Annotated in this window: 17 protein-coding genes and 1 pseudogene; 5 read left to right on the forward strand and 13 right to left on the reverse strand. The window is 70.9% G+C overall.

Annotated features, from left to right (window positions below):
- The gene (locus B6R96_RS05400; RefSeq protein WP_081521785.1) at positions 1–1,440 is read left to right on the forward strand and encodes a lipase maturation factor family protein; all 1,440 of its coding nucleotides are present in this window, start codon (positions 1–3) and stop codon (positions 1,438–1,440) included.
- Here B6R96_RS05400 and B6R96_RS05405 read toward each other — a convergent pair.
- Together B6R96_RS05405 and B6R96_RS36650 are read right to left on the reverse strand one after the other, a co-directional pair.
- Positions 1,426–2,409 (reverse strand): NAD-dependent epimerase/dehydratase family protein, encoded by a 984-nt coding sequence (locus B6R96_RS05405; RefSeq protein WP_081524991.1) that lies wholly within the window; start codon positions 2,407–2,409, stop codon positions 1,426–1,428. The two genes, B6R96_RS05400 and B6R96_RS05405, sit on opposite strands and share 15 nt — an antisense overlap.
- A 190-nt stretch (positions 2,410–2,599) precedes the next feature.
- Complete coding sequence (locus tag B6R96_RS36650) at positions 2,600–2,773, reverse strand: hypothetical protein (RefSeq protein ID WP_162498480.1); 174 nt, start codon at positions 2,771–2,773, stop codon at positions 2,600–2,602.
- Between the two features lie 310 nt (positions 2,774–3,083).
- On the opposite strand from B6R96_RS36650, the gene B6R96_RS05410 reads away from it, so the two are divergent.
- On the forward strand, positions 3,084–3,569 hold the full coding sequence (locus tag B6R96_RS05410; protein WP_203351592.1) for a hypothetical protein: 486 nt from the start codon (positions 3,084–3,086) through the stop codon (positions 3,567–3,569).
- Between the two features lie 18 nt (positions 3,570–3,587).
- Here the strand turns inward: B6R96_RS05410 and B6R96_RS05415 are convergent, their stop codons facing one another.
- Complete coding sequence (locus tag B6R96_RS05415; RefSeq protein WP_053169810.1) at positions 3,588–5,075, reverse strand: SDR family NAD(P)-dependent oxidoreductase; 1,488 nt, start codon at positions 5,073–5,075, stop codon at positions 3,588–3,590.
- Between the two features lie 290 nt (positions 5,076–5,365).
- Here B6R96_RS05415 and B6R96_RS37635 point away from each other — a divergent pair.
- Positions 5,366–6,100: pseudogene (locus B6R96_RS37635) on the forward strand (DMT family transporter); the annotation flags it as partial.
- Positions 6,101–6,202: 102 nt separating this feature from the next.
- Here the strand turns inward: B6R96_RS37635 and B6R96_RS05425 are convergent.
- Positions 6,203–7,492 (reverse strand): transglycosylase family protein, encoded by a 1,290-nt coding sequence (locus B6R96_RS05425; protein WP_081521786.1) that lies wholly within the window; start codon positions 7,490–7,492, stop codon positions 6,203–6,205.
- A gap of 196 nt (positions 7,493–7,688) precedes the next feature.
- Here B6R96_RS05425 and gndA point away from each other — a divergent pair, with 196 nt between their 5' ends.
- On the forward strand, positions 7,689–9,131 hold the full coding sequence (gene gndA / locus B6R96_RS05430) for an NADP-dependent phosphogluconate dehydrogenase (RefSeq protein WP_081521787.1): 1,443 nt from the start codon (positions 7,689–7,691) through the stop codon (positions 9,129–9,131).
- Positions 9,132–9,383: 252 nt separating this feature from the next.
- On the opposite strand, the gene B6R96_RS05440 is transcribed toward gndA, so the two are convergent.
- The 9 genes from B6R96_RS05440 to B6R96_RS05480 all read right to left on the reverse strand — a co-directional run bounded on the left by B6R96_RS05440 (position 9,384) and on the right by B6R96_RS05480 (position 17,391).
- Positions 9,384–10,013 carry an aspartate/glutamate racemase family protein gene (locus tag B6R96_RS05440; RefSeq protein ID WP_237291329.1) on the reverse strand — a complete coding sequence of 210 codons (630 nt, stop codon included), beginning with the start codon at positions 10,011–10,013 and terminating at the stop codon, positions 9,384–9,386.
- Positions 10,010–10,351, reverse strand: a complete 342-nt coding sequence (locus B6R96_RS05445; RefSeq protein ID WP_053169801.1) for a GNAT family N-acetyltransferase — start codon at positions 10,349–10,351, stop codon at positions 10,010–10,012. The genes B6R96_RS05440 and B6R96_RS05445 overlap by 4 nt, the downstream gene beginning before the upstream one ends.
- A gap of 15 nt (positions 10,352–10,366) precedes the next feature.
- Entirely contained in the window at positions 10,367–10,786 is a 420-nt protein-coding gene (panD, locus tag B6R96_RS05450; RefSeq protein WP_037861192.1) for an aspartate 1-decarboxylase, read from the reverse strand.
- Between the two features lie 251 nt (positions 10,787–11,037).
- Positions 11,038–11,907, reverse strand: coding sequence for a MurR/RpiR family transcriptional regulator (locus B6R96_RS05455; RefSeq protein WP_081521788.1), 870 nt, complete (start codon positions 11,905–11,907; stop codon positions 11,038–11,040).
- A gap of 139 nt (positions 11,908–12,046) precedes the next feature.
- Positions 12,047–13,333, reverse strand: a complete 1,287-nt coding sequence (locus B6R96_RS05460; RefSeq protein WP_081521789.1) for a cyanophycinase — start codon at positions 13,331–13,333, stop codon at positions 12,047–12,049.
- Between the two features lie 170 nt (positions 13,334–13,503).
- A complete protein-coding gene (locus B6R96_RS05465) occupies positions 13,504–14,718 on the reverse strand; it encodes a M20 family metallopeptidase (RefSeq protein WP_081521790.1) in 1,215 nt (404 codons plus the stop codon).
- Positions 14,715–15,467, reverse strand: a complete 753-nt coding sequence (locus tag B6R96_RS05470) for an amino acid ABC transporter ATP-binding protein (RefSeq protein WP_031147084.1) — start codon at positions 15,465–15,467, stop codon at positions 14,715–14,717. Before B6R96_RS05470 ends, B6R96_RS05465 begins: the two co-directional genes overlap by 4 nt.
- 8 nt (positions 15,468–15,475) lie before the next feature.
- On the reverse strand, positions 15,476–16,435 hold the full coding sequence (locus B6R96_RS05475) for an amino acid ABC transporter permease (RefSeq protein ID WP_081521791.1): 960 nt from the start codon (positions 16,433–16,435) through the stop codon (positions 15,476–15,478).
- A gap of 2 nt (positions 16,436–16,437) precedes the next feature.
- Positions 16,438–17,391 (reverse strand): ABC transporter substrate-binding protein, encoded by a 954-nt coding sequence (locus B6R96_RS05480; protein WP_081521792.1) that lies wholly within the window; start codon positions 17,389–17,391, stop codon positions 16,438–16,440.
- Between the two features lie 354 nt (positions 17,392–17,745).
- Between B6R96_RS05480 and B6R96_RS05485 the strand changes: the two genes are divergently transcribed.
- Complete coding sequence (locus B6R96_RS05485; RefSeq protein WP_237291330.1) at positions 17,746–19,179, forward strand: pre-peptidase C-terminal domain-containing protein; 1,434 nt, start codon at positions 17,746–17,748, stop codon at positions 19,177–19,179.
- The last annotated feature ends 30 nt before the right edge of the window (positions 19,180–19,209 follow it).

Below are 19,209 nucleotides of genomic sequence, written 5' to 3' on the forward strand. Positions count from 1 at the left end.
ATGGACTGGTTCACGGCGCCCGGATACTGGCTCGCCCGGCTGGTCTTCCAGCGGGCCCTGGCCGGGATCTACCTCGTCGCCTTCGTCGGGGCCGCCCTGCAGTTCCGGGCCCTGATCGGGGCGCACGGCATGCTGCCCGTGCCGCGCTACGTACGGTACGTGCCCTTCCGGCACGCCCCGAGCCTGTTCCAACTGCGCTACTCCGACCGGCTCTTCGCCGGCTGCGCCTGGGGCGGGGCCGCGCTGGCCGCGGCGCTGGCCGCTGGGGCCGGGGACGAGGTACCGCTGCCCGCGGCCATGGCCATGTGGGCAGCGCTGTGGCTGCTCTACCTCTCGATCGTGAACGTGGGGCAGACCTGGTACTCCTTCGGCTGGGAGTCGCTGCTGCTGGAGGTGGGCTTCCTCGCCGTGTTCCTCGGCAACGCCCGGGCCGGACCCCCGGTGCTGGTGCTGTGGCTGCTGCGGTGGGTGCTCTTCCGCGTGGAATTCGGCGCCGGTCTGATCAAACTGCGCGGGGACCCCTGCTGGCGCAAGCTGACCTGCCTGTACTTCCACCACGAGACGCAGCCGATGGCGGGGCCGCTGAGCTGGTTCTTCCACCACCTGCCGAAGCCGCTGCACCGGGTGGAGTGCGCGGCCAACCACGTGACCCAACTGGTCGTGCCGATCATGCTGTTCACCCCGCAGCCGGTGGCCTCGTACGCCGCCGGGATCATCATCGCCACGCAGCTGTGGCTGGTGCTGTCGGGCAACTTCGCCTGGCTGAACTGGCTGACGATCACCCTGGCCGTCTCGGCCGTGGACTTCACCGGGATCGCGGGCCCTCCCCCGGCGGCCGCCTCGCGCCCGGCTCCGCTGTGGTTCGTGGTCCTGGTGTGCGCCGTGACGGCCCTCGTGCTGTTCCTCAGCCGCCGCCCGGTGCTCAACATGATCTCGCGCCGCCAGGTGATGAACCGCTCGTTCGACGCCCTGCACCTGGTGAACACCTACGGGGCCTTCGGCTCGGTCGGCCGGGTCCGGATGGAGGTGGTGGTGGAGGGCACCGCGGACCGGGTGCCGCGCGCGGACGGGGACTGGCGCGCGTACGGCTTCAAGGGCAAACCGGGCGAACCCCGGCGGATCCCGCGTCAGTTCGCCCCGTACCACCTGCGGCTGGACTGGCTGATGTGGTTCGCGGCGATCTCCCCCGACTACGCGCGGGACTGGTTCGGGCCGTTCGTGGAGCGGCTGCTGGCGGGCGACCGGGACACGCTGCGGCTGCTGCGCGACAACCCGTTCCCGGACGCGCCGCCCGTCCACGTCCGGGCCCTGCTGTACCGCTACCGGTTCACGACCTGGCGGGAGCTGCGCGAGACGGGGGCGTGGTGGCACCGCACGCTGGTGCGCGAGTACCTCCCGCCGACCCGCCTCGCGGACGCGCGGCGCTCAGAGCCCGAGTAGGGCGGCCTCCCGCTCCGCGGAGATGCCCTTGGACGGCCGGTCGGGCCGCTGCGGGGCGACTCCGCCGAGGGTGCGCAGCCAGGCCCAGGTGTCGGCCACGGTCTCCTCGACCGGCCGGCACTTCAGGCCGGCGGCCAGCGCCTTGGAGACGTCCCCGTGGTGCATGTGGTCGTACCCCTCCCCCTCGGGCACCCAGATCGGGAGCTCGGTCCAGGGCTCCACACCCGCCTCCAGGATCCGGGCCGGGTCGGTCCAGCGGAGCTCGGCGCCGCCCGCGGTGGTGGCGGCGCAGGCGTCGAGGAGACTTCCCGTCGTGGCGTGTCCGGGCGGGGAGACCAGGTTGTACGCGCCCCCGCGCCCCGCCGCGGAGGCGTCCAGGGTCCAGGCCGCGAGGTCGCGTACGTCGATGTACTGGAGCGGGAGTTCGCGCGGCCCGGGGGCGAGCACGGGACCGCCGCGGGCGGTGCGGTTCAGCCACCACGGGAGCCGGCCGACGTTCTCGTACGGGCCGAGGATCAGCCCCGCGCGCACCAGCAGGGCGCGGTCCCCGAAGGCGTCCAGGGCGGCCAGTTCGCCGCCCCGCTTGTCCTCGGCGTAGGCGGTCGGCCCGGCGTCCGGGGAGCCCTCGACGACGGGGCCGTCCTCGGTGAGGCCGGCCGGGGCGGGGTAGGCGTACACCGAGCGGCTGGAGATGTACGCGTACCGGCCGACCCGGTCGCGCAGCAGCCGGCTGCTGTCACGGACCGCGGTGGGGGCGCCGCCCCAGGTGTCGACGACGAGGTCCCACTCCCCCGTCTCCAGGGCGGCCAGGCCGCCGGGAGCGGTGCGGTCCCCGTGCAGGGCGGAGGTGCCCGGCGGGGGCGCGTGGTGCCCGCGGTGGAAGACGGTCACCTCCCAGCCCCGGGTCAGGGCGTCCTCGGTGATTGCGCGTCCGACGAATTCGGTACCACCCAGCATCAGCAGTTTCATGCACGTCAGCCTGCCGGGGCGGGAGGGGCGGCGGAAGCGGTGATCGCCCTCGGCGATGACGCTCAGGGCGTAGCCGGTCGGGGAACCGGGGCCGGACCGCGGCTTCAGGCGGCTTCGCACGGGCTGCGGCGGGCAGGGCAGCGCCCCCGGTGCACGTGGCACGCGGGGGCGCTCGGCACTGCTCTGCGGGCTAGTCGATTCCGGGCAGGATGTGCGCTTCCGCCAGGTCGTCCTCGTAGCCGGCCAGCCGGATCGGGGCGGATCGGGCCCAGACCTCGAGGCTTCCGAGTTCGTCGGTTCGGGGCTTGGCCCTCGTTCCCGTCCGCTCCATGGCCGTCGGTTCGGGCTTGGTCTTCTCAGTCACCGCGCACTCCTTTGTGTCGCGTAACCCGGCAGGCGACCGCGAGCCGGGCAAGGGATAAAGGGTTTCCGGACGCGGTGGCGCCTTAGTGGAGCGCGGCCCGGATGGGGGCCGTCTTGATGCCCCAGAGTACACATATGAGCGGACCTCCGCTCGATAGGAAGGCAAAATCCGCTGCGCCCTCTTACTTTCGCTCCTAGTTCAGCAAGTCGTGGGGCTGCGGGTACATGACGGGTGATCTGCTCGACCCCGGACGCGCAGGGTGTGACGGAGGGGGTCGGCGGTGGCGAAGCCCGGGGTGCCCGAAGCTCAAGTGCCGTACGTCACAAGCGTGCTGGAGCTGATGGAGCTCCTGCGCGGCAGCCCCGACGAGCGGCGTCTGCGGACCGCGGCCCTGCTGCGCCGCTCACACCCCTTCGACAAGGAACTGCAGCTCGCAGGCTTGCTCCACGACATCGGCCGGCTGCTCCGTCTGAGTGACGGGACGGTTACCGTGGGGGTCGCCGCGGAGGCGGTCCGCCCCCTGCTCGGTGAGCGGGTGGCCCGGCTGGTACGGCTCTCGGCCGCCCCCTTCGACACCGGAGCCGGGGCCGGAGCCGAGGCCGAGGCGGTGGCCACCCTGTGTCACGCCCGGGATTCGGCCGGCGCGGCCGACCTGGACGCGGGCGTGCTGGAGGACTGGCGGCCGCTGCTGGAGCTGGTCGCCGCCGGGGCCTGCCGGGTCGGGCCCGCCCGGAACGCACTCGACCCCCTCGGTTCGCCGAGGGGGTCGAGCAGGCCGGTCAGGGGCCTCCCGTGACGAGGGGAGGCTCCGGGGCTACCAGTTCCCCGGGGCGTAGTCCTTGAGGAAGACGCCGAACAGGTCCTCGCCGGCCTCGCCGCGGACGATCGGGTCGTAGACCCGGGCGGCGCCGTCGACCAGGTCGAGCGGGGCGTGGAAGCCCTCCTCGGCGAGGCGCAGCTTGTCGAAGTGCGGGCGCTCGTCGGTGATCCAGCCGGTGTCGACCGAGGTCATCAGGATGCGGTCGGTCTGGAACATCTCCTGGCCGCTGGTCCGCGTCACCATGTTCATCGCTGCCTTGGCGGCATTGGTGTTCGGGTGCCCCGCGCCCTTGTAGCCGCGGCCGAAGACGCCCTCCATCGCCGATACGTTGACGATGTACGCCCGTCCGTTGGCCGCCTTGCGGGCGGCCTCCGCCATGGCCGGCCGCAGCGCGCTGATCAGGATGAACGGCGACGTGTAGTTGCACAGCTGGGTCTCGAGCAGCTCCACCGGGGAGATCTGGTCGATGGTCTGCACCCAGGTGTTGCTGTCGACGACGTCGGGCAGCAGACCGCCCGCGTCGATGGCGGTGCCGGCGAGGTGGCGTTCCAGGCTGGCGTTGCCCGCGACCAGGGCGAGGTCGGCGACCTTCTGCGCCTCGAGCCCGCTCACGCCGACGGGCAGCGCCGCCAGGCCGTCGACCGCGCCGGAGTTGAAGGCGCCGATGACCTGGTGGGCGGGGAGCTCACCGGCGGGCAGCGGGGCGGCCTCGCCCTCGACCAGCGCCGCGTAGGCGCTGGGCAGGCGGCGCACGGTCTGCGTCGCGTTGTTGATCAGGATGTCGAGGGGGCCGGAGGCGGCCACCTGGTCGGCGAGGGCCACGGCCTGGGCCGGGTCGCGCAGGTCGATGCCGACGACCTCCAGGCGGTGCATCCAGTCCGCGGAGTCCTCCATCGCCTTGAAGCGGCGGATGGCGTCCTTGGGGAAGCGCGTGGTGATCGTGGTGTGGGCGCCGTCGCGCAGCAGCCGCAGCGCGATGTACATGCCGATCTTGGCCCGGCCGCCGGTGAGCAGCGCGCGCTTGCCGGTCAGGTCGGCGCGGGCCTCGCGCCGGGCCCGGTTCTCGGCGGCGCACGTCGGGCAGAGCTGGTGGTAGAAGTAGTCGACCTCGACGTACCGCGTCTTGCAGACGTAGCAGGAGCGCGGGCGCTGGAGTATCCCGGCGATCCGGCCGGCCTCGGTGACCGAGGAGGGCAGGATGCCCTCGGTCTCGTCGTCGATGCGCTCGGCGGAGCCGGTGGCGGTGGCCTCGGTGACGGCCTTGTCGTTGGCGGTCTTGGCGGCGCGGCGCTCCTGGCGGCGGCGCTGCTTGACCGTGCGGTAGAGGCCGGCGGTGGCGCGGCGTACGGTGATGGCGTCCGGGTGGTCGACGTCGAGCTTGTCCAGCTCGTCGAGCACGCTGAGGCAGAGGGCCAGCCGGTCGGGGTCGATGCCGGGCCCGTAGGCGTGCCCGTAGTCCTGACTGTCTTCGGTCACCGTCATGGCCGCTGCCGTTCCTTGATCACTCGTCCGCATCCGCCTGCTGCGGAAGTCCTCAAAAGGGAAACTGTACGGATCCCACGCGCCCGGAGCCAAACCCGATCCCGGGGCCCTCACTGACCGCGAGCAGGACGTCACCGTACGGGGCGGTCCGGTGACTGTGGGGCACCGTAGGGGTCGCTTTCCGCTGCGGTCCGAGCCACGCTGCGTACTCCCGTACTACGTCGGGAGTATGACTGATCACCACCTGTGGGCGGAGGAATAGCGCAGATGGGTCGGGCATTGTGGACCTTATGAGTGCACTGGCGCTGTCGGTCCTGCTGTGCCTCGTGTCCGCCTTGGCGTACGCGGGTGGCGCGATCGTCCAGGAACGGGTCGCGGCGAGCACGCCGGACCGGCGGTACGCCCCGCTGCGCCGGGGCGTCTGGTGGGTGGCGGTGGGGCTGAACGGACTCGGTGCGCTGCTGCACGTGGTGGCCCTCGCGTACGGGCCGCTGAGCCTGGTCCAGCCGCTCGGCGCGCTCACCATCGTCTTCGCCCTGCCCATGGCCGCCGTGTTCGTACGGCGCCGGGCGGGCGCGGCCGCCTGGCGCGGGGCGGTGCTGGCCACGGTCGGCCTCGCCGGGCTGCTCGCGCTGACCGGCGGGAGCGGACGGGCGGAGCAGGCGCTGGCGGGGGACGAGCGGAGCGTGCTGCTCGTGGTGACCGCCGGGGCGGTGCTCGTGCTGTTCCTGGCGGCGCACCGGATGCACCGCGCGGTGCTGCACAGTGTGCTGCTGGCCGCGGCGGCCGGTACGGCCTTCGGCATGGCTTCGGTGTTCACCAAATCGGTGGCGGAGGCCTTCGGGCCGGGCGCGCTGCCCGGCCTGTGGCCCGATCTCGCGGCGATCGCGGTGCTGGCGGCGGGCGGCCTGCTGCTGTCGCAGGCCGCCTACCGAGGCGCGGGCCTGACCGCGCCGCTGGCCACCGTGACGGTGGTCAACCCGGTGGTGGCGGCGACGGTCGGCATCACGCTGTTCGACGAGGGCTTCCGGTACGGGGCCGCGGGCGCGACAGCGGCCGTGGCCAGCGCCGCACTCGCGGCGGCCGGCCTGATCCTGCTCACCGTCGTGCCCTCGCACGTGCGCGGGTCAGATGCGGACCCCGTGGCTGCGGAGGTACTTCAGCGGGTCGATGTCGGAGCCGTAACCGGGTCCCGTGCGCATCTCGAAGTGCAGGTGCGGCCCGGTGCTGTTGCCGGTCGAGCCGGAACGGCCGATGCGCTGCCCGCCGGAGACCTGCTGGCCGGCCTTGACCCCGAGGGCGGAGAGGTGCGCGTACTGGGAGTACCGGCCGTCGGTGTGCCGGATGACGACCTGGTAGCCGTACGCCCCGGCCCAGCCGGCGGAGACGACCTGGCCGGGTCCGACCGACTTGACGGTGGTCCCCGTCGCCACGGGGAAGTCGACGCCCGTGTGGTAGCCGCTGGACCAGGAGGATCCCGAGACGCGGTACGCGGTGCCGAGGGCGGCGTCGACGGGGGCGGAGAATCCGCCCGCAGCCGGCTTCTGCTGCGCTGAGGCCGGCTCCGGCGCCGGCTTTTCCACCGGCTTCTCGGCGGGCTTCTCGACCGGCTTCGGCGCGGGCTTCGCGGCCGGCTTCTCGGCGGCCGGCTCCACGGGCTTGACCGGGTCGGCGGTGCGCGGCGGCTTCTCGGGGTCCTGGCGGGGCGGAGGTGGCGTGGCCGGCGCGCTGGTGACGCGCAGGGTGAGCCGCTGGCCGGGGAAGATCAGGTTCGGGTTGTCGCCGACGGTGCTCCGGTTGGTCTCGTACAGCGCCTGCCAGCCGCCCTCGACGCGCTGGTCGGTGGCGATCGCGGAGAGCGAGTCGCCCGGCGCGACGACGTACGGGTTCGGCAGGACGGAGGTGCCCGTCGGGCGGGGACCGCTGCCCTGCGCCGGTACCTGCGGCCGGCTCTGGGTCTGCGGCTGGCTCTGGGTCTGTACCTGCGCCGCGGGCTGCGAGGGCGCCCGGCCCTGCGGGGCGACGGCCGGAGCCGGTCCGCTGCGCGTGAGCCCGGCCTGCTTGCCGCAGTTGGGCCAGGCGCCGGGCCCCTGCCCCTTGAGGACCTTCTCCGCCACCGCTATCTGCTGGTCCTTCGTGGCCAGGTCGGCGCGCGGGGCGTAGGCGGCACCGCCGAAGGCCCGCCAGGTGCTCTGGCTGAACTGGAGGCCGCCGTAGTAGCCGTTTCCGGTGTTGATGCGCCAGTTGTTCGTCGACTCGCAGGCCGCGACCTTGTTCCAGGTGTCGACGGACGCCGCCTGAGCGACTCCGGCACCCATGAGCGGGAGCGCGATCCCGGCGCCTCCGGCCGTGACGGCCAGCGAGGCCCGGTTGATGCTGCTCGGCTGATACCGGCGGTGCCGGCCCCGTACACCCATGGGTGCCCCCATTGAAGACATCAGGAACCGCACAACTTAACGGCGCGATCAGGGCATGACAAGAGGCGCAACGGGGCGCATGCCAAGGGAACTTGACCGTGTCTCGACGGCCGGGAGATCCGTTCCGGTCCGCGTGGGGGTAGCGTCGGTGTTCCCCGCCCACCGAAGGCACACCGAAGCACGCAGGAGCGCAACGATGAGCACCAGCACAGCCCAGATCGGCGTCACCGGACTCGCGGTGATGGGCAGCAACCTCGCCCGCAACTTCGCCCGCAACGGATTCACCGTGGCCGTCCACAACCGCACCGCCGCCAAGACCACGGCGCTGGTGGAGGAATTCGGGCACGAGGGCACCTTCGTGGCGGCCGAGTCGGCGAAGGAGTTCGTCGACGCGCTGGAGCGCCCCCGCCGCATCGTCATCATGGTGAAGGCCGGCGAGCCGACCGATGCCGTCATCCACGAGTTCGCCCCGCTCCTGGAGGAGGGCGACGTCATCATCGACGGCGGCAACGCGCACTTCGAGGACACCCGGCGGCGCGAGCGGGAACTGCGCGAGCAGGGCATCCACTTCGTGGGCGCGGGCATCTCGGGCGGCGAGGAGGGCGCGCTGCTCGGCCCGAGCATCATGCCGGGCGGCTCCGCCGAGTCGTACGCCTCCCTCGGCCCGATGCTGGAGAAGATCGCGGCGAAGGCGAAGGACGGCACTCCGTGCGTCTCGCATGTCGGCCCCGACGGCGCCGGACACTTCGTCAAAATGGTGCACAACGGCATCGAGTACGCCGACATGCAGCTCATCGCCGAGGCCTACCACCTGCTGCGCGAGGTCGCGGGCTACTCCCCCGCGCGGATCGCGGACACCTTCCGGGAGTGGAACCGCGGGCGCCTGGACTCGTACCTGATCGAGATCACGGCGGAGGTGCTCGCGCACACGGACGCCGAGACCGGCCGGCCGTTCGTCGACGTCGTGGCCGACGCCGCCGAGCAGAAGGGCACCGGCCGCTGGACCGTGCAGATCGCCCTCGACCTCGGCGTACCGGTGTCGGGGATCGCCGAGGCCGTCTTCGCCCGCGCGGTCTCCGGGCACGCGGACCTGCGCAAGGCCGCGCGCGGGCTCGCGGGGCCGACGGCCGCCGCGCTCGCGCCGGAGGCGGCGGAAGCCTTCGCCGCCCAGGTGGAGCAGGCGCTGTACGCGTCGAAGATCGTCTCGTACACCCAGGGATTCCACCAGATCCGGGCCGGCAGCGAGGAGTACGGCTGGAACGTGGACCTGGGCGCGGTGGCCTCCCTGTGGCGCGGCGGCTGCATCATCCGGGCCGCGTTCCTGGACCGGATCCGGGAGGCCTACGACGCCCGGCCCGACCTGCCGAGCCTGCTGGCCGACGAGCGCTTCGCCGAGGAGATCGCGGCGGACCAGGAGGGCTGGCGATCCGTGCTGGTGGAGGCGGTGCGCCAGGGCATGCCGGTGCCGGCGTTCTCGGCCTCACTGGCCTACTACGACGCGCTGCGCGCGGAGCGGCTCCCCGCGGCCCTCACCCAGGGGCAGCGGGACTTCTTCGGGGCGCACACCTACCGGCGGACCGACCGGGAGGGCTCGTTCCACACCCTCTGGAGCGGCGACCGCTCCGAGGTCCGCTCCTAGGCGGCGCCTTGCCCCTCAGCTCAGGGGCCCGGGCTGCGGAATCGGCGCGGGTCCCGGCGGCGGCGGGATCGGGTCCGGCTCGGGTACCGGGCCGGGCACGGGCGGCGCGGGCCGCGGCATGGGCTCGGGGTCGGGGAACGGGCTCGGGTCCGGAACGGGGTCGGGGCCCGGGACGGGCGGTTGCGTCTCTTCTGCGTCTCGCTTTCGCACCATAGGGCCCACTTTCCCGCGATTGCGAGGGGTATGCCTGCGCTACGGGGCCGAACGCATCGCCAGGCCCGCGGCCAGGCCCGGAGCCGGGCTGGAGAGCACCGGCACCGGGCCCGTGACCAGGTCGGCGGCCCCGGCCATGGAGGCCTGGGCCAGCACGATGACGTCCGCGCCGGTGACGGAGCCGGCGGCCTCGGCCACCCGGGCGAGGTAGCCGGCGGTGTCACCCGCCTCGAAGCGCTCCCAGGCCCCGGCGACCACGTGGGTACGGATCGACACCGGCCGCTCGCCCGCCTCCTCGGCCAGCAGCTCCCGGGTCGGGGCGAGCGTCGACTCCAGGGCGGCCAGTACGGCGATCCGCCGGCCCGCGCGCACCGCGGCGGCCGCCATCGGCCGGTCCACCCGCAGCACCGGGACGCCGAGCGCCGGAGCCAGGGACTCCGCGGCGGCCCCGATGGTGGAACACGTCACCAGCACGGCTCCGGGCCCGGCTTCGGTGAGCAGTCGGCGCAGGGCCGGAATCACCGACTCCGGCCCTGCCGTGCGGGCCCGGTCCAGCAGCTCCGGCGCGACCAGGTGCCGTAGGACGGCTCCCGGATGGTTGCGGTCGCGCAGGGCGTCGAAGACCGGGACGTGCACGGGCGAGGTGTGCAGCAGGAGCAGATCGGTCACCCGAGGCGGGTGTCCGAGGCCAGCTGCACCTTGGCCGCCAGCACGACCTCGGCGGCCGGCTCGGGCGCCTCGTCGGGGTGCTTGGCGGCCCAGCTCGCCGCGTACGGGCAGAGCGGCACCACGGGCACCCCCTCGGCGGCCGCGATCCCGTAGAAGGTCTTCACCAGTCCGCCCGCGATGCCGCGGCCCTCGTGGCCCTGCTCGACGACGGTGTGCACCGCGACCAGGGCGTGCGGCGCGTCGGCGAGCACGAAGTACGCGATGTGGCCGACCACCGCCCCGTCCTCCACGGCGAGCAGCCGTCCGGCCTCGCGGTCGTCCTTGTACTCGATCGCCATGTTCCCCGACTCCCCTCAGACAGCCACGGCGTGCGGGCTGCGCTGCTGATCCGTACCCGGCACCGGGGCGGAGGCGTCCGTACCCAGCTCGACGATCCGGTTGTCGCCGTCCACGTGCACGACGCGCGGCTTCAGCACCCGGGCCTCGGCGTCCTCGACCTGCGCGTAGCTGATGAGGATGACCAGGTCCCCGGGGTGCACCAAGTGCGCGGCGGCGCCGTTGATCCCGATGACCCCGGACCCGCGCTCCCCCTCGATGACGTAGGTCTCCAGCCGGGCCCCGTTGGTGATGTCCACGATGTGGACGAGCTCACCGGGCAGCAGGTCGGCCGCGTCCAGCAGATCGGCGTCCACGGTCACGGAGCCGACGTAGTGCAGGTCGGCCTGGGTGACGGTGGCCCGGTGGATCTTGGACTTGAACATGGTACGAAGCATCGGAAGACTCCCGGATTGTCTGCTCCCTGCCCGCGTGGTGCGGGTCAAGGGCGTTGGTCGGAGCCTACAACGGTTCGTAGGTCCGGTCAGCTGTCCCCCGGCATTTCAGGACTCGCGCTGACCGGAAGACCGGACGGAGGCTCTGGCGCCGCGGCCCTCCGGGCGGGTCCTGGATTTCGCCGGCATGCGATGCCGCGCACGACATCGGAGGGCAGTGTCGCTGCGGGGAGCCGGCCGGAGGGTTGTGGAAGTCAGTAGAGGCCCATGCGGCGGGCCGTTTCCTCACCGTGTTTCATCCGCTGGTGGGCCCCTTCGCCGAGTGCGGTCAGCACTCCGGCAACAACAGTTTCGATGATCGCGAGGGTGGGAACGAGGCTGTCGTAGGGGGAGGGTGCGGCGACCTGGCTCGGCAGGACCACCTGCGCGTGCGCGGCCGCGGGTGAAAGCCACACATCGGTGAAGAGGATGACCTTGCCGCCCAGTTCCTGTACGAGTTCGGCCATGGCGACCTTGTCCGGCTCGTAGCGCCGGTAGTCGAACAATACGAAGACGTCACGCCGGTTCACCGCTGCGAGCTGCGCGGTCCGTTCGACGTCCCGGTCCGGCAGGAACCGTACGTCGTCGCGTACCTGCATGAGGTGCAGGCCGAGGTATTGGGCGAAGAGGTTCGTGAACCGGCCGCCGGCCAGGGTGATGCGGCGTTTGCCGTCGGAGAGCAGTGCGATCGCGTGTTCGAGATCGTGCGGGGGTAGTTCGGCGAGGGTCTGGGCCACCGCGGCGCTGAAGAGGTTGCTGCCGCGCTGGAGGAGGGAAAGGTCCTCGACTCCTTCGTGGCTGCGGCCGTAGTCGGTTGCCTCGTAGAGGGACAGGGGGGACGCGTTGCGTTCGTCGAGCTCTGTGCGGAGCGCGGCCTGGAAGTCGGGGAAGCCGCGGTAGCCGATCCGGTTGATGAAGCGCAGGACGGTCGGGGTGCTGACGGCGGCGCGTTCCGCGAGGACGGCCATGGTTTCGAACCCGGCTGAGGGGTAGCCGGCGAGGAGCACGCGGGCGACCTTGCGTTCGGCCGGGCTGGCGTCGCCCAGCTTGAGGCGAATCTCGTCGGCGAGCGTGCCAGGGGCCATGCGCTGGGTCTTCCTTCGTATGCGTGGGGGCCGGGGGCGGTTCCAAGGTCGAGCTTAGTGTCGATCGTGGGTGGGCGAGGCCCGCCGGAACCCCATGGATTCCGGCCGGCCCTGTCGCCCGGAGTGTGTCAGGGCAGAGTCACTCCGGGGCGACGGCTATCCGCAGTGCGGTGACGGTGTGCGCGGTGGCGTCGTCGCTGGTCCAGGCGGTGAATCCGGGTTGCTTGCTGAAGGTGACGGTGAACCGGGGGCCGCTCTCGAAGGTGTCGGCCGTGGTGGTGCGCTGGGTGCCGGCGGCCAGGGCACGGGCGGTGTTCAGGAAGGAGTAGGGGACGCCTGCGGGGTTGGCCGGGGAGTGGAAGACGTCGGAGTTGGCGGGTATGGGTGAGGCTGACAGGGGGATCAGGGGCCGCTTGCCGCTGGCGGGCCGGATCTGCCAGCGGTTGGGGTCGTAGCGGTCGCCGTTGGAGAGGTAGTTGTAGCGGGCGCCGGTCAGGGCCCATCCGGCCTGTGGGCCCTTGCTGGTTCGAGCTTGCCGGAGGTCGAGGATGGCGACGCCTTGCGGGCCGAGGACGCGCAGTCTCTCGCGGGGGGTGTTGGGATCGTCGACGACGAGCGCGGTGTTCTCTTCCAGTGCGTACACGCGGTCGTGTCCCGTGTCGGCGGCGAGTCGCAGGGCCCTGCCTTCGCGTCCGTTCGTGCCGGTGTGGGTGTCGATCAGTCCTGAGCGGAGGAAGCCGAAGCCGCCTTCGGGGAGGTACCCGAGCCGAGAGGCGTCGTCGAAGTAGCCCGGGCTGCTGCCGTCGCGCAGTCCTTCGTAGGAGTCGCCTCCGGTGATCATGTCGGCTCCGGCCGTGATCTGCGCTCCGGCGCTGGATCCGGATACGACTGACCCGGCGGCGAGCTTGGCCCGGATGGCGGCGAGAACCTTGGAGTCGGTGTGGGCGGTGCCGTGGAGCAAGGTGGTGACGTAGCGGTACTGGTCGCCGCCGCCGAAGAAGAAGCCGGTCATGGAGTTGACCTGCCGCACGACGTCGTCGGAGTCGGCGTTGGTGATGTGGTCGAGGTCGATGGGGATCCACTGGGCGTCGGCTGCGCCGTGCTGCTCGAAGAGTCCGGCGTAGTAGGCGCCGTTGCAGGCGGAGTTGCTGCATTTCTCCGGGTCGCCTGCGTCGGGATCCTGGCTGGCGGGGACGGAGGCGGCCGTGAGGACGCCGATGCGCGCTTTCGATCCACCTGCACGCTTGATGATCTCGCCGTAGACCTGCGCGTTGTCGGCTTTCAGGCCGCCGCCGATCAAGACGAGCGAGCCGCGGCTGCCGGTCGTGGCGCCGCTCGCTTGGGCGGCCGGGGCGAGGGCGAGGGCGAGGACGAGGACGGTGCTGCCGGTCAGTGCGGTACGGCGGGCTCCGGTGGGGACGGGCACGGGATGCCTCCTGTGGGTGGGGTCGGGTGGTGGCCGGGACCGCAGCGGCGGGTGTCGGCTGCGGCCCCGGCGCGGGCCGGCAGCACGGTGCGTGGTGGGAGGGGCTGCCGGAGTGGGGTCCCGTACCGGGCAATGGCGCGATCAAACCGGTACGGGACGTCTGGGGGAGGTCAGCCGGTGCGGCTGTCGCCGAGATCGGCGATGAGTGACGCCAGGAGCGCGACACGGGCCGGGACGGTCGAGGTGTCCAGCCATTCCTCCGGGGTGTGGTCGGCGCCGCCGACCGGGCCGAGGCCGTCCAGGGTGGGCACGCCGAGGCCCGCGACGAAGTTGGCGTCACCGACGCCGCCGGTGGCCGCGCCTCCCGGGCTGATCCCCAGGCCGGCGGCGATGCGCCTGGCCCGGTCGAACACGCGGCGCGAAGCGGGTGTGTCCTCCATGGGCGGGCACAGGTCCAGCTGCTCGACGGTCGCCGTGGTGCCGGAGACGGCGGGTCGTGCCACGGCTGACTCGATCGCACGGTGGGCCGCTGCGAGCCCGGCGGCGGTGGCCGAGCGCACCTCGACGCGCAGCTCGGCTTCCGGGCAGACGATATTGGTGCGGCTGCCGGCCCGTACGACACCGACGTTGACGGTGACATCGTCCCAGTGGCCGTTGAGGGACTGCAGAGCCACGACCAGGTGGGCGGCGGTCAGAGCTGCGTTCGCTCCGCGCTCCGGCTCGATGCCGGCGTGCGCTGCCCGGCCGGTGACTTTCACACGGAAGTCGGCGACACCCTTCCGGGCGACGACCAGGTCGCCGTTCTCCCGGGCACACTCCAGGGCCAGAGCGAAGTGGATTCCACGGGCTGCTGCTTCGGTCACCGGGCGGCTCGCCGGTGAGCCGATCTCCTCGTCCGGCGTGGCGAGGAAGACGAGTTCGGCGTACTGCCCTGCCCGAGCTTCCTCGAGGATCTCCACAGCGGTGATACCGGCCAGCAGGCCGGCCTTGTCATCGCTGACTCCGGGGCCTCGCGCCATATGGCCGTCGAGGTGGAAGGGCCTCGCCGCGGCGGTTCCGTCCTCGAAGACGGTGTCGAGATGAGCGACGAGCAGGAGGCGTCGTCCGCCCTGCTCGATCGGAAGGTCGCCCGGTTTGCGGGCGAGGATCACATCGCCGACAGGGTGCCCGTGAGGAGGGTCGGGAGCGAAGCGCTCGACATCGAATCCGAGCCGCAGCAGCCGGCTCTGGGTCCAGTCGGCCATCCGGTTCACGCCGGCGGGGCTGTAGGAGCCCGAGTCGATGGCAACCAGGCCGGCGAGGTCGGCGAGGTAGCCCTCCAGGCGCGCTTCGGCATACGGAAGCAGCTCGTTGGTGTGCAGCTGCTCCCGCGAGGGGGCGGTCACAGGACCTTCGAGAGGAACGCACGGGTGCGTTCCTGCCGGGGTTCGACAAGGACCTGGCGCGGGTCCCCGGATTCGACGACGACGCCGTCGTCCATGAAGACGGCGGTGTCACCCACTTCGCGGGCAAAGCCGATCTCGTGGGTGACCACGACCATCGTCATGCCGTCCGCCGCGAGCCGGCGCATCACGTCGAGAACGTCTCCGACCAGTTCTGGGTCGAGCGCCGAGGTGGGTTCGTCGAAGAGCATGAGTTTGGGTTTCATCGCCAGGGCTCGCGCGATGGCGACGCGTTGCTGCTGCCCGCCTGAGAGCTGGGCCGGGTAGTGGCCCGCCCGATCCCCGAGGCCCACCCGTTCCAGCAGGTGCCGGGCCTCGTCCCTGGCCTGCGACTTGTCGGTCTTGCAGACGTTGACGGGGGCTTCCATGACGTTGTCCAGTGCGGTCATGTGAGGGAAGAGGTTGAAGCGCTGGAAGACCATGCCGATGTCGCGTCGTCGCGCGGCGACTTCCTTCTCGCGCAGTTCGTGGAGCCGCGATCCGTTCTGGCGGTAGCCGACCAGGTCGCCGTCGACGGCGAGTTTGCCGCCGTCGACCCTGTCGAGGTGGTTGATGCAGCGCAGGAAGGTCGACTTGCCCGAGCCGGAGGGACCCAGCAGACAGCACACCTGTCCCCGTTCGACGGTCAGGTCGATTCCCTTGAGGACTTCGAGCTTCCCGAAGTGCTTGCGCACGCCCTGGGCGTGGACCATGGGGACGTTCACGCTGCCGCCTCCTTGGTGTTCTTCGTGCGCGCGGGCTGGACCAGTGCGCCGGTGAGCATGCGGCGGAGCGGTGAGATGTGGCCGCCGCGGTCCGAGCCGCGGCCGTAGCGGCGCTCCAGCCATGCCTGCGGGATGCTGAGCAGGGTGACCAGGCCCAGGTACCAGAGGCTGGCGACGACGAGCATGGGGATGACCTGGTAGTTCTGCGCGTACACGTCCTGGATGTTGGACATCAGGTCGTGCGCCGAGATGATCGATACCAGGGCGGTCATCTTCAGCATGTTGATCGTCTCGTTGCCCATGGGCGGGATGATCACCCGCATGGCCTGGGGCAGCACGATCCTGCGCATCGTCTGTGCGGGCCGCATGCCGAGGGAATGCGCGGCTTCGCTCTGGCCGGGGTCCACCGACTGGATGCCGGCCCGGACGATCTCCGAGGCGTACGCGGCTTCGTTGAGTCCGAGGGCCAACAGCGCTGCGACGGCCGGGGTAAGGAGGGAGTTCGTCTCGACCTGGAAGAAGGTGACGCTGGTGAAGGGGATGCCGATTTTCACGTACTGGTAGAGGGCGGCGGCGTATCCCCAGAAGATGATCTGGACCAGCAAGGGGGTCCCGCGGAAGAACCACACGAACAGTGAGGACATGCCGTAGAGAACCGGGTTGGACGACAACCGCATCACTGCGACGAGCGTGCCCAGAAGGAGTCCGAGGGCCATCGCCGCCACGGTGAGCCACAGGGTCGTGACGAGTCCGGAGAAGATCAGGTCGGCGAAGAGGAAGCGGCCGATGATCTCCCAGTGGAGATTGCCGTTCTTCGCCAGCGATCCGGCCACACCGACGAGTGCGGTAATGGCCGCGACAGCGGCGATCCAACGGCCGTAGTGGCGCAGCGGCACGACGGTGAGTTGCTCGGCGGCCGGGCGGTCGAGGTCCGCGGGAGCTGTGGTGGTGGTCATTTCTAGTCCACCGCCGCGTTCTTGGTGGCCTCCTTGACGGCGATCGAGGCGACACCGTACTTGTCGAAGATCTTTGTCACGGTTCCGTCGTCGATCAGAGCCTGCAGGGCCTTGTGGATCGCGTCGCTGAGCTGGGGCAGCTTCTTGGAGACCGCGATCCCGTTCGGCGAGGCCCCGTAGCCGCCTGCGGCAGCCGGATCGTCGACGACTTGGAAGGCGGTGCCACCGTCGGCGGTCTTGGCGGTCCATCCCGCGGCGGGTTTCGTCTGCACCTGGGCGACGACCTTGCCGGAGCGCAGGGCGAGCTGTGCGTCGGAGTCCTTGGGGAACGTCTGGATGTCGATCTCGCTCTTCCCGGCGGCCTTGCACTTCGCCTGGTGTTCCTTGAGGAGGTCCAGCTGGTTGGTGGCCGCCTGCACCGCGACCTTCTTGGCGCACAGGTCATCGAGAGTGGTGATCCTCTCGGGGTTGCCCTTGACCACCATGATCCCGGAACCGGAGACGGAGTAGTCGACGAAGTCGACGACCGCCTGGCGCTCCTTGTTGTCCGTCATCGCCGACATCGCCGCGTCGAACTTCCCGGCCTGAATGGCCGGCACGATGCCGTCGAACTTCTGAGGTGCGAACTCGAACTTCACACCCAGCTTGGCCCCCAGCGCCTGACCCAGGTCGTAGTCGAGGCCGGTGAGTTCCGGCTTTCCCTCGGCCACGAACATCTCGAACGGCGCGTAAGGCACGTCCGTGGCCACTCTCACGGTGCCCGCCTTCTTGATCATGTCGGGCAGTGCGTCGTGCAGCGCGGCGTCCTTCGTGACCGCTACCCCCGCGACGGTGGCCGGCTGTCCGCCGGTGGCCTTGGCGGTTTCGGCAGCGGAGTCCGAACAAGAAGTGAGTGTGGCCAGCGCGGTCGCGGCCGTCAGCGCCGTGATCAGGTTTCGTGACAGACGGGTGTTCATCAGGCGTATGCCTCTCCGGTCTTCGGGCCGACGGGTGTTCGCCGTCGACTGCAACCCAGAAATTACAGAACACTCACACTGATGGCTAGATGTATCGCTCGTTACATTACCGTAACGGCCACTGCGTCGGCCGCGAGGCTGCTGTGAGATGGCCACTGAGCTGACAAGATCGCCCCTCTCTCAGAAGAGCGGAGCGATTCGCGCTCTACATCTACCGCTCATTCGGCGTGACTTGTAAGTTCCGGTACGACACCACCCACCGGACGGCGCACCTCCCCACAAGCGCCGCTCAGGGCGTTGCCACGCCCTGCCTCCTGCGGATTCACCACTCCTCCCCCACCCCTTGGAGAAGCCATGGGCACACGGTTCAGGCATGTCTCACCGGCCTCGACTGCCGTAGTACTGCTCACACTTGCCGCCACGCTCACTTCGGCCGGCAGCGCGCAGGCGGCCGCCACGCGGATCCGCTCGGGCAGCAGCTCGGACGTCAGCCGCACGTCATGGCAGGGCCCCGCCTTCACCATGAACGGCGACGGCAAGATCGTCCCCGCGTCGATGTCGGCCGCCATCGACGCCATACGCGGCGGGGTCGGCAGCCTGGACGTCGTCGTACTGGCCGGTTCCGCCCCCACCTCAGGCAGCGCCACGCCCGAATGCGACGCCGCCATGGCACTGCCCGGCGTCAACTCCTGCACCACCTGGACTCTGACCGCTGCCTCGGACGGCAACAACAGCCAGGTCAATTCCGACATCCGCAACGCTGAATTCGTCTACTTCGCCGGCGGTGACCAGTGCCGCTATACCGCCTGGAAGGGCAGCGCGCTGGAGGCATCCGTCGAGTCCGTCGCGGCCAAGGGCGGCGGCTCGGGCGGCGGCAGCGCCGGGCACCACATCAACAGCCCCGTCGTCTACGACGCCTGCAAGGGAAGCGTCACCAGCGCCGAAGCCCTCGCGAACCCGTACGACAGCCACATCACCTTCACCACCGGCATGTTCGACTGGGCGAACTACAGCGGAGTCATCAACGACTCCCACTTCACCAGCCGCGACCGGATGGGCCGCACCATGGCCTTCGTCGCCCGCGCCATCAAGGACGGCCGGACCTCCGGAGGCAAGGCCTGGGGCGTAGGAGTCGAGGAAGGCAGCTCGCTGCTCCTCGACAAGAACGGAACAGCCACCCTCTACGGAAAAGAGGCCTTCGTGGTCCTGGGCGACCACCAGCCGGAGCAGGCATCGTCCGGGAAGCCCATGACCTTCTCCGACTACAAGATCTGGCGCCTGGGCCCCGGACAGACCTATGACTTCAAGAACCGCCCCACCTGCGGCTACTACCACCGCAGCGTCACAAACGGAGTCGCCGACCCCGACCTGTACACCGGCACCCCCCAGAGCACCTGCTCACCGAGCGGCGGCACGTCCACCCTGGCCGAAACCGAAGCGAACGACACACGCGCCACCGCCGACGACGCCACCGCCCTCACCTACCCCGCGACACTCACGGGCAGCATGCAGTCGACCAGCGACCGGGACTACTTCCGCGTCGCCTTCGCAGCCGGTGAGCGCGTCACCATCCTCTGCGCCATTCCCGACGGAGCCTATGACGCCGACCTCTACCTCCTGGACTCCAGCGGCAGCACTCTCGCCCGCTCGGTGAACGACGGAGCAGGTACCGACGAGAGCCTGACCTTCACCAGGACCGCCACGGGAAGCAGCACCTACTACCTGGAGCTCGACGCCTACCAGGGGTCGGGCAGCTCGCCCTACACGTGCACCCTGACCAAGGGCTGAGTTGCGACGCATGCCGGACCGGCAGCTTTC

This window comes from Streptomyces sp. Sge12, from assembly GCF_002080455.1.
Lineage (GTDB): Bacteria > Actinomycetota > Actinomycetes > Streptomycetales > Streptomycetaceae > Streptomyces.

Bases quoted from the DNA above. Each gene is read 5' to 3' on its own strand.
- B6R96_RS05415 (WP_053169810.1), bottom strand. From the start codon at position 5,075: ATGACGGTGACCGAAGACAGTCAGGACTACGGGCACGCCTACGGGCCC.
- B6R96_RS05400 (WP_081521785.1), top strand. From the start codon at position 1: ATGGACTGGTTCACGGCGCCCGGATACTGGCTCGCCCGGCTGGTCTTC.
- B6R96_RS05405 (WP_081524991.1), bottom strand. From the start codon at position 2,409: ATGAAACTGCTGATGCTGGGTGGTACCGAATTCGTCGGACGCGCAATC.
- B6R96_RS05470 (WP_031147084.1), bottom strand. From the start codon at position 15,467: ATGGTCCACGCCCAGGGCGTGCGCAAGCACTTCGGGAAGCTCGAAGTC.
- panD (WP_037861192.1), bottom strand. From the start codon at position 10,786: ATGCTTCGTACCATGTTCAAGTCCAAGATCCACCGGGCCACCGTCACC.
- B6R96_RS05475 (WP_081521791.1), bottom strand. From the start codon at position 16,435: ATGACCACCACCACAGCTCCCGCGGACCTCGACCGCCCGGCCGCCGAG.
- B6R96_RS05445 (WP_053169801.1), bottom strand. From the start codon at position 10,351: ATGGCGATCGAGTACAAGGACGACCGCGAGGCCGGACGGCTGCTCGCC.
- B6R96_RS05455 (WP_081521788.1), bottom strand. From the start codon at position 11,907: ATGGCCCCTGGCACGCTCGCCGACGAGATTCGCCTCAAGCTGGGCGAC.
- B6R96_RS05485 (WP_237291330.1), top strand. From the start codon at position 17,746: ATGGGCACACGGTTCAGGCATGTCTCACCGGCCTCGACTGCCGTAGTA.
- B6R96_RS05480 (WP_081521792.1), bottom strand. From the start codon at position 17,391: ATGAACACCCGTCTGTCACGAAACCTGATCACGGCGCTGACGGCCGCG.
- gndA (WP_081521787.1), top strand. From the start codon at position 7,689: ATGAGCACCAGCACAGCCCAGATCGGCGTCACCGGACTCGCGGTGATG.
- B6R96_RS05425 (WP_081521786.1), bottom strand. From the start codon at position 7,492: ATGGGTGTACGGGGCCGGCACCGCCGGTATCAGCCGAGCAGCATCAAC.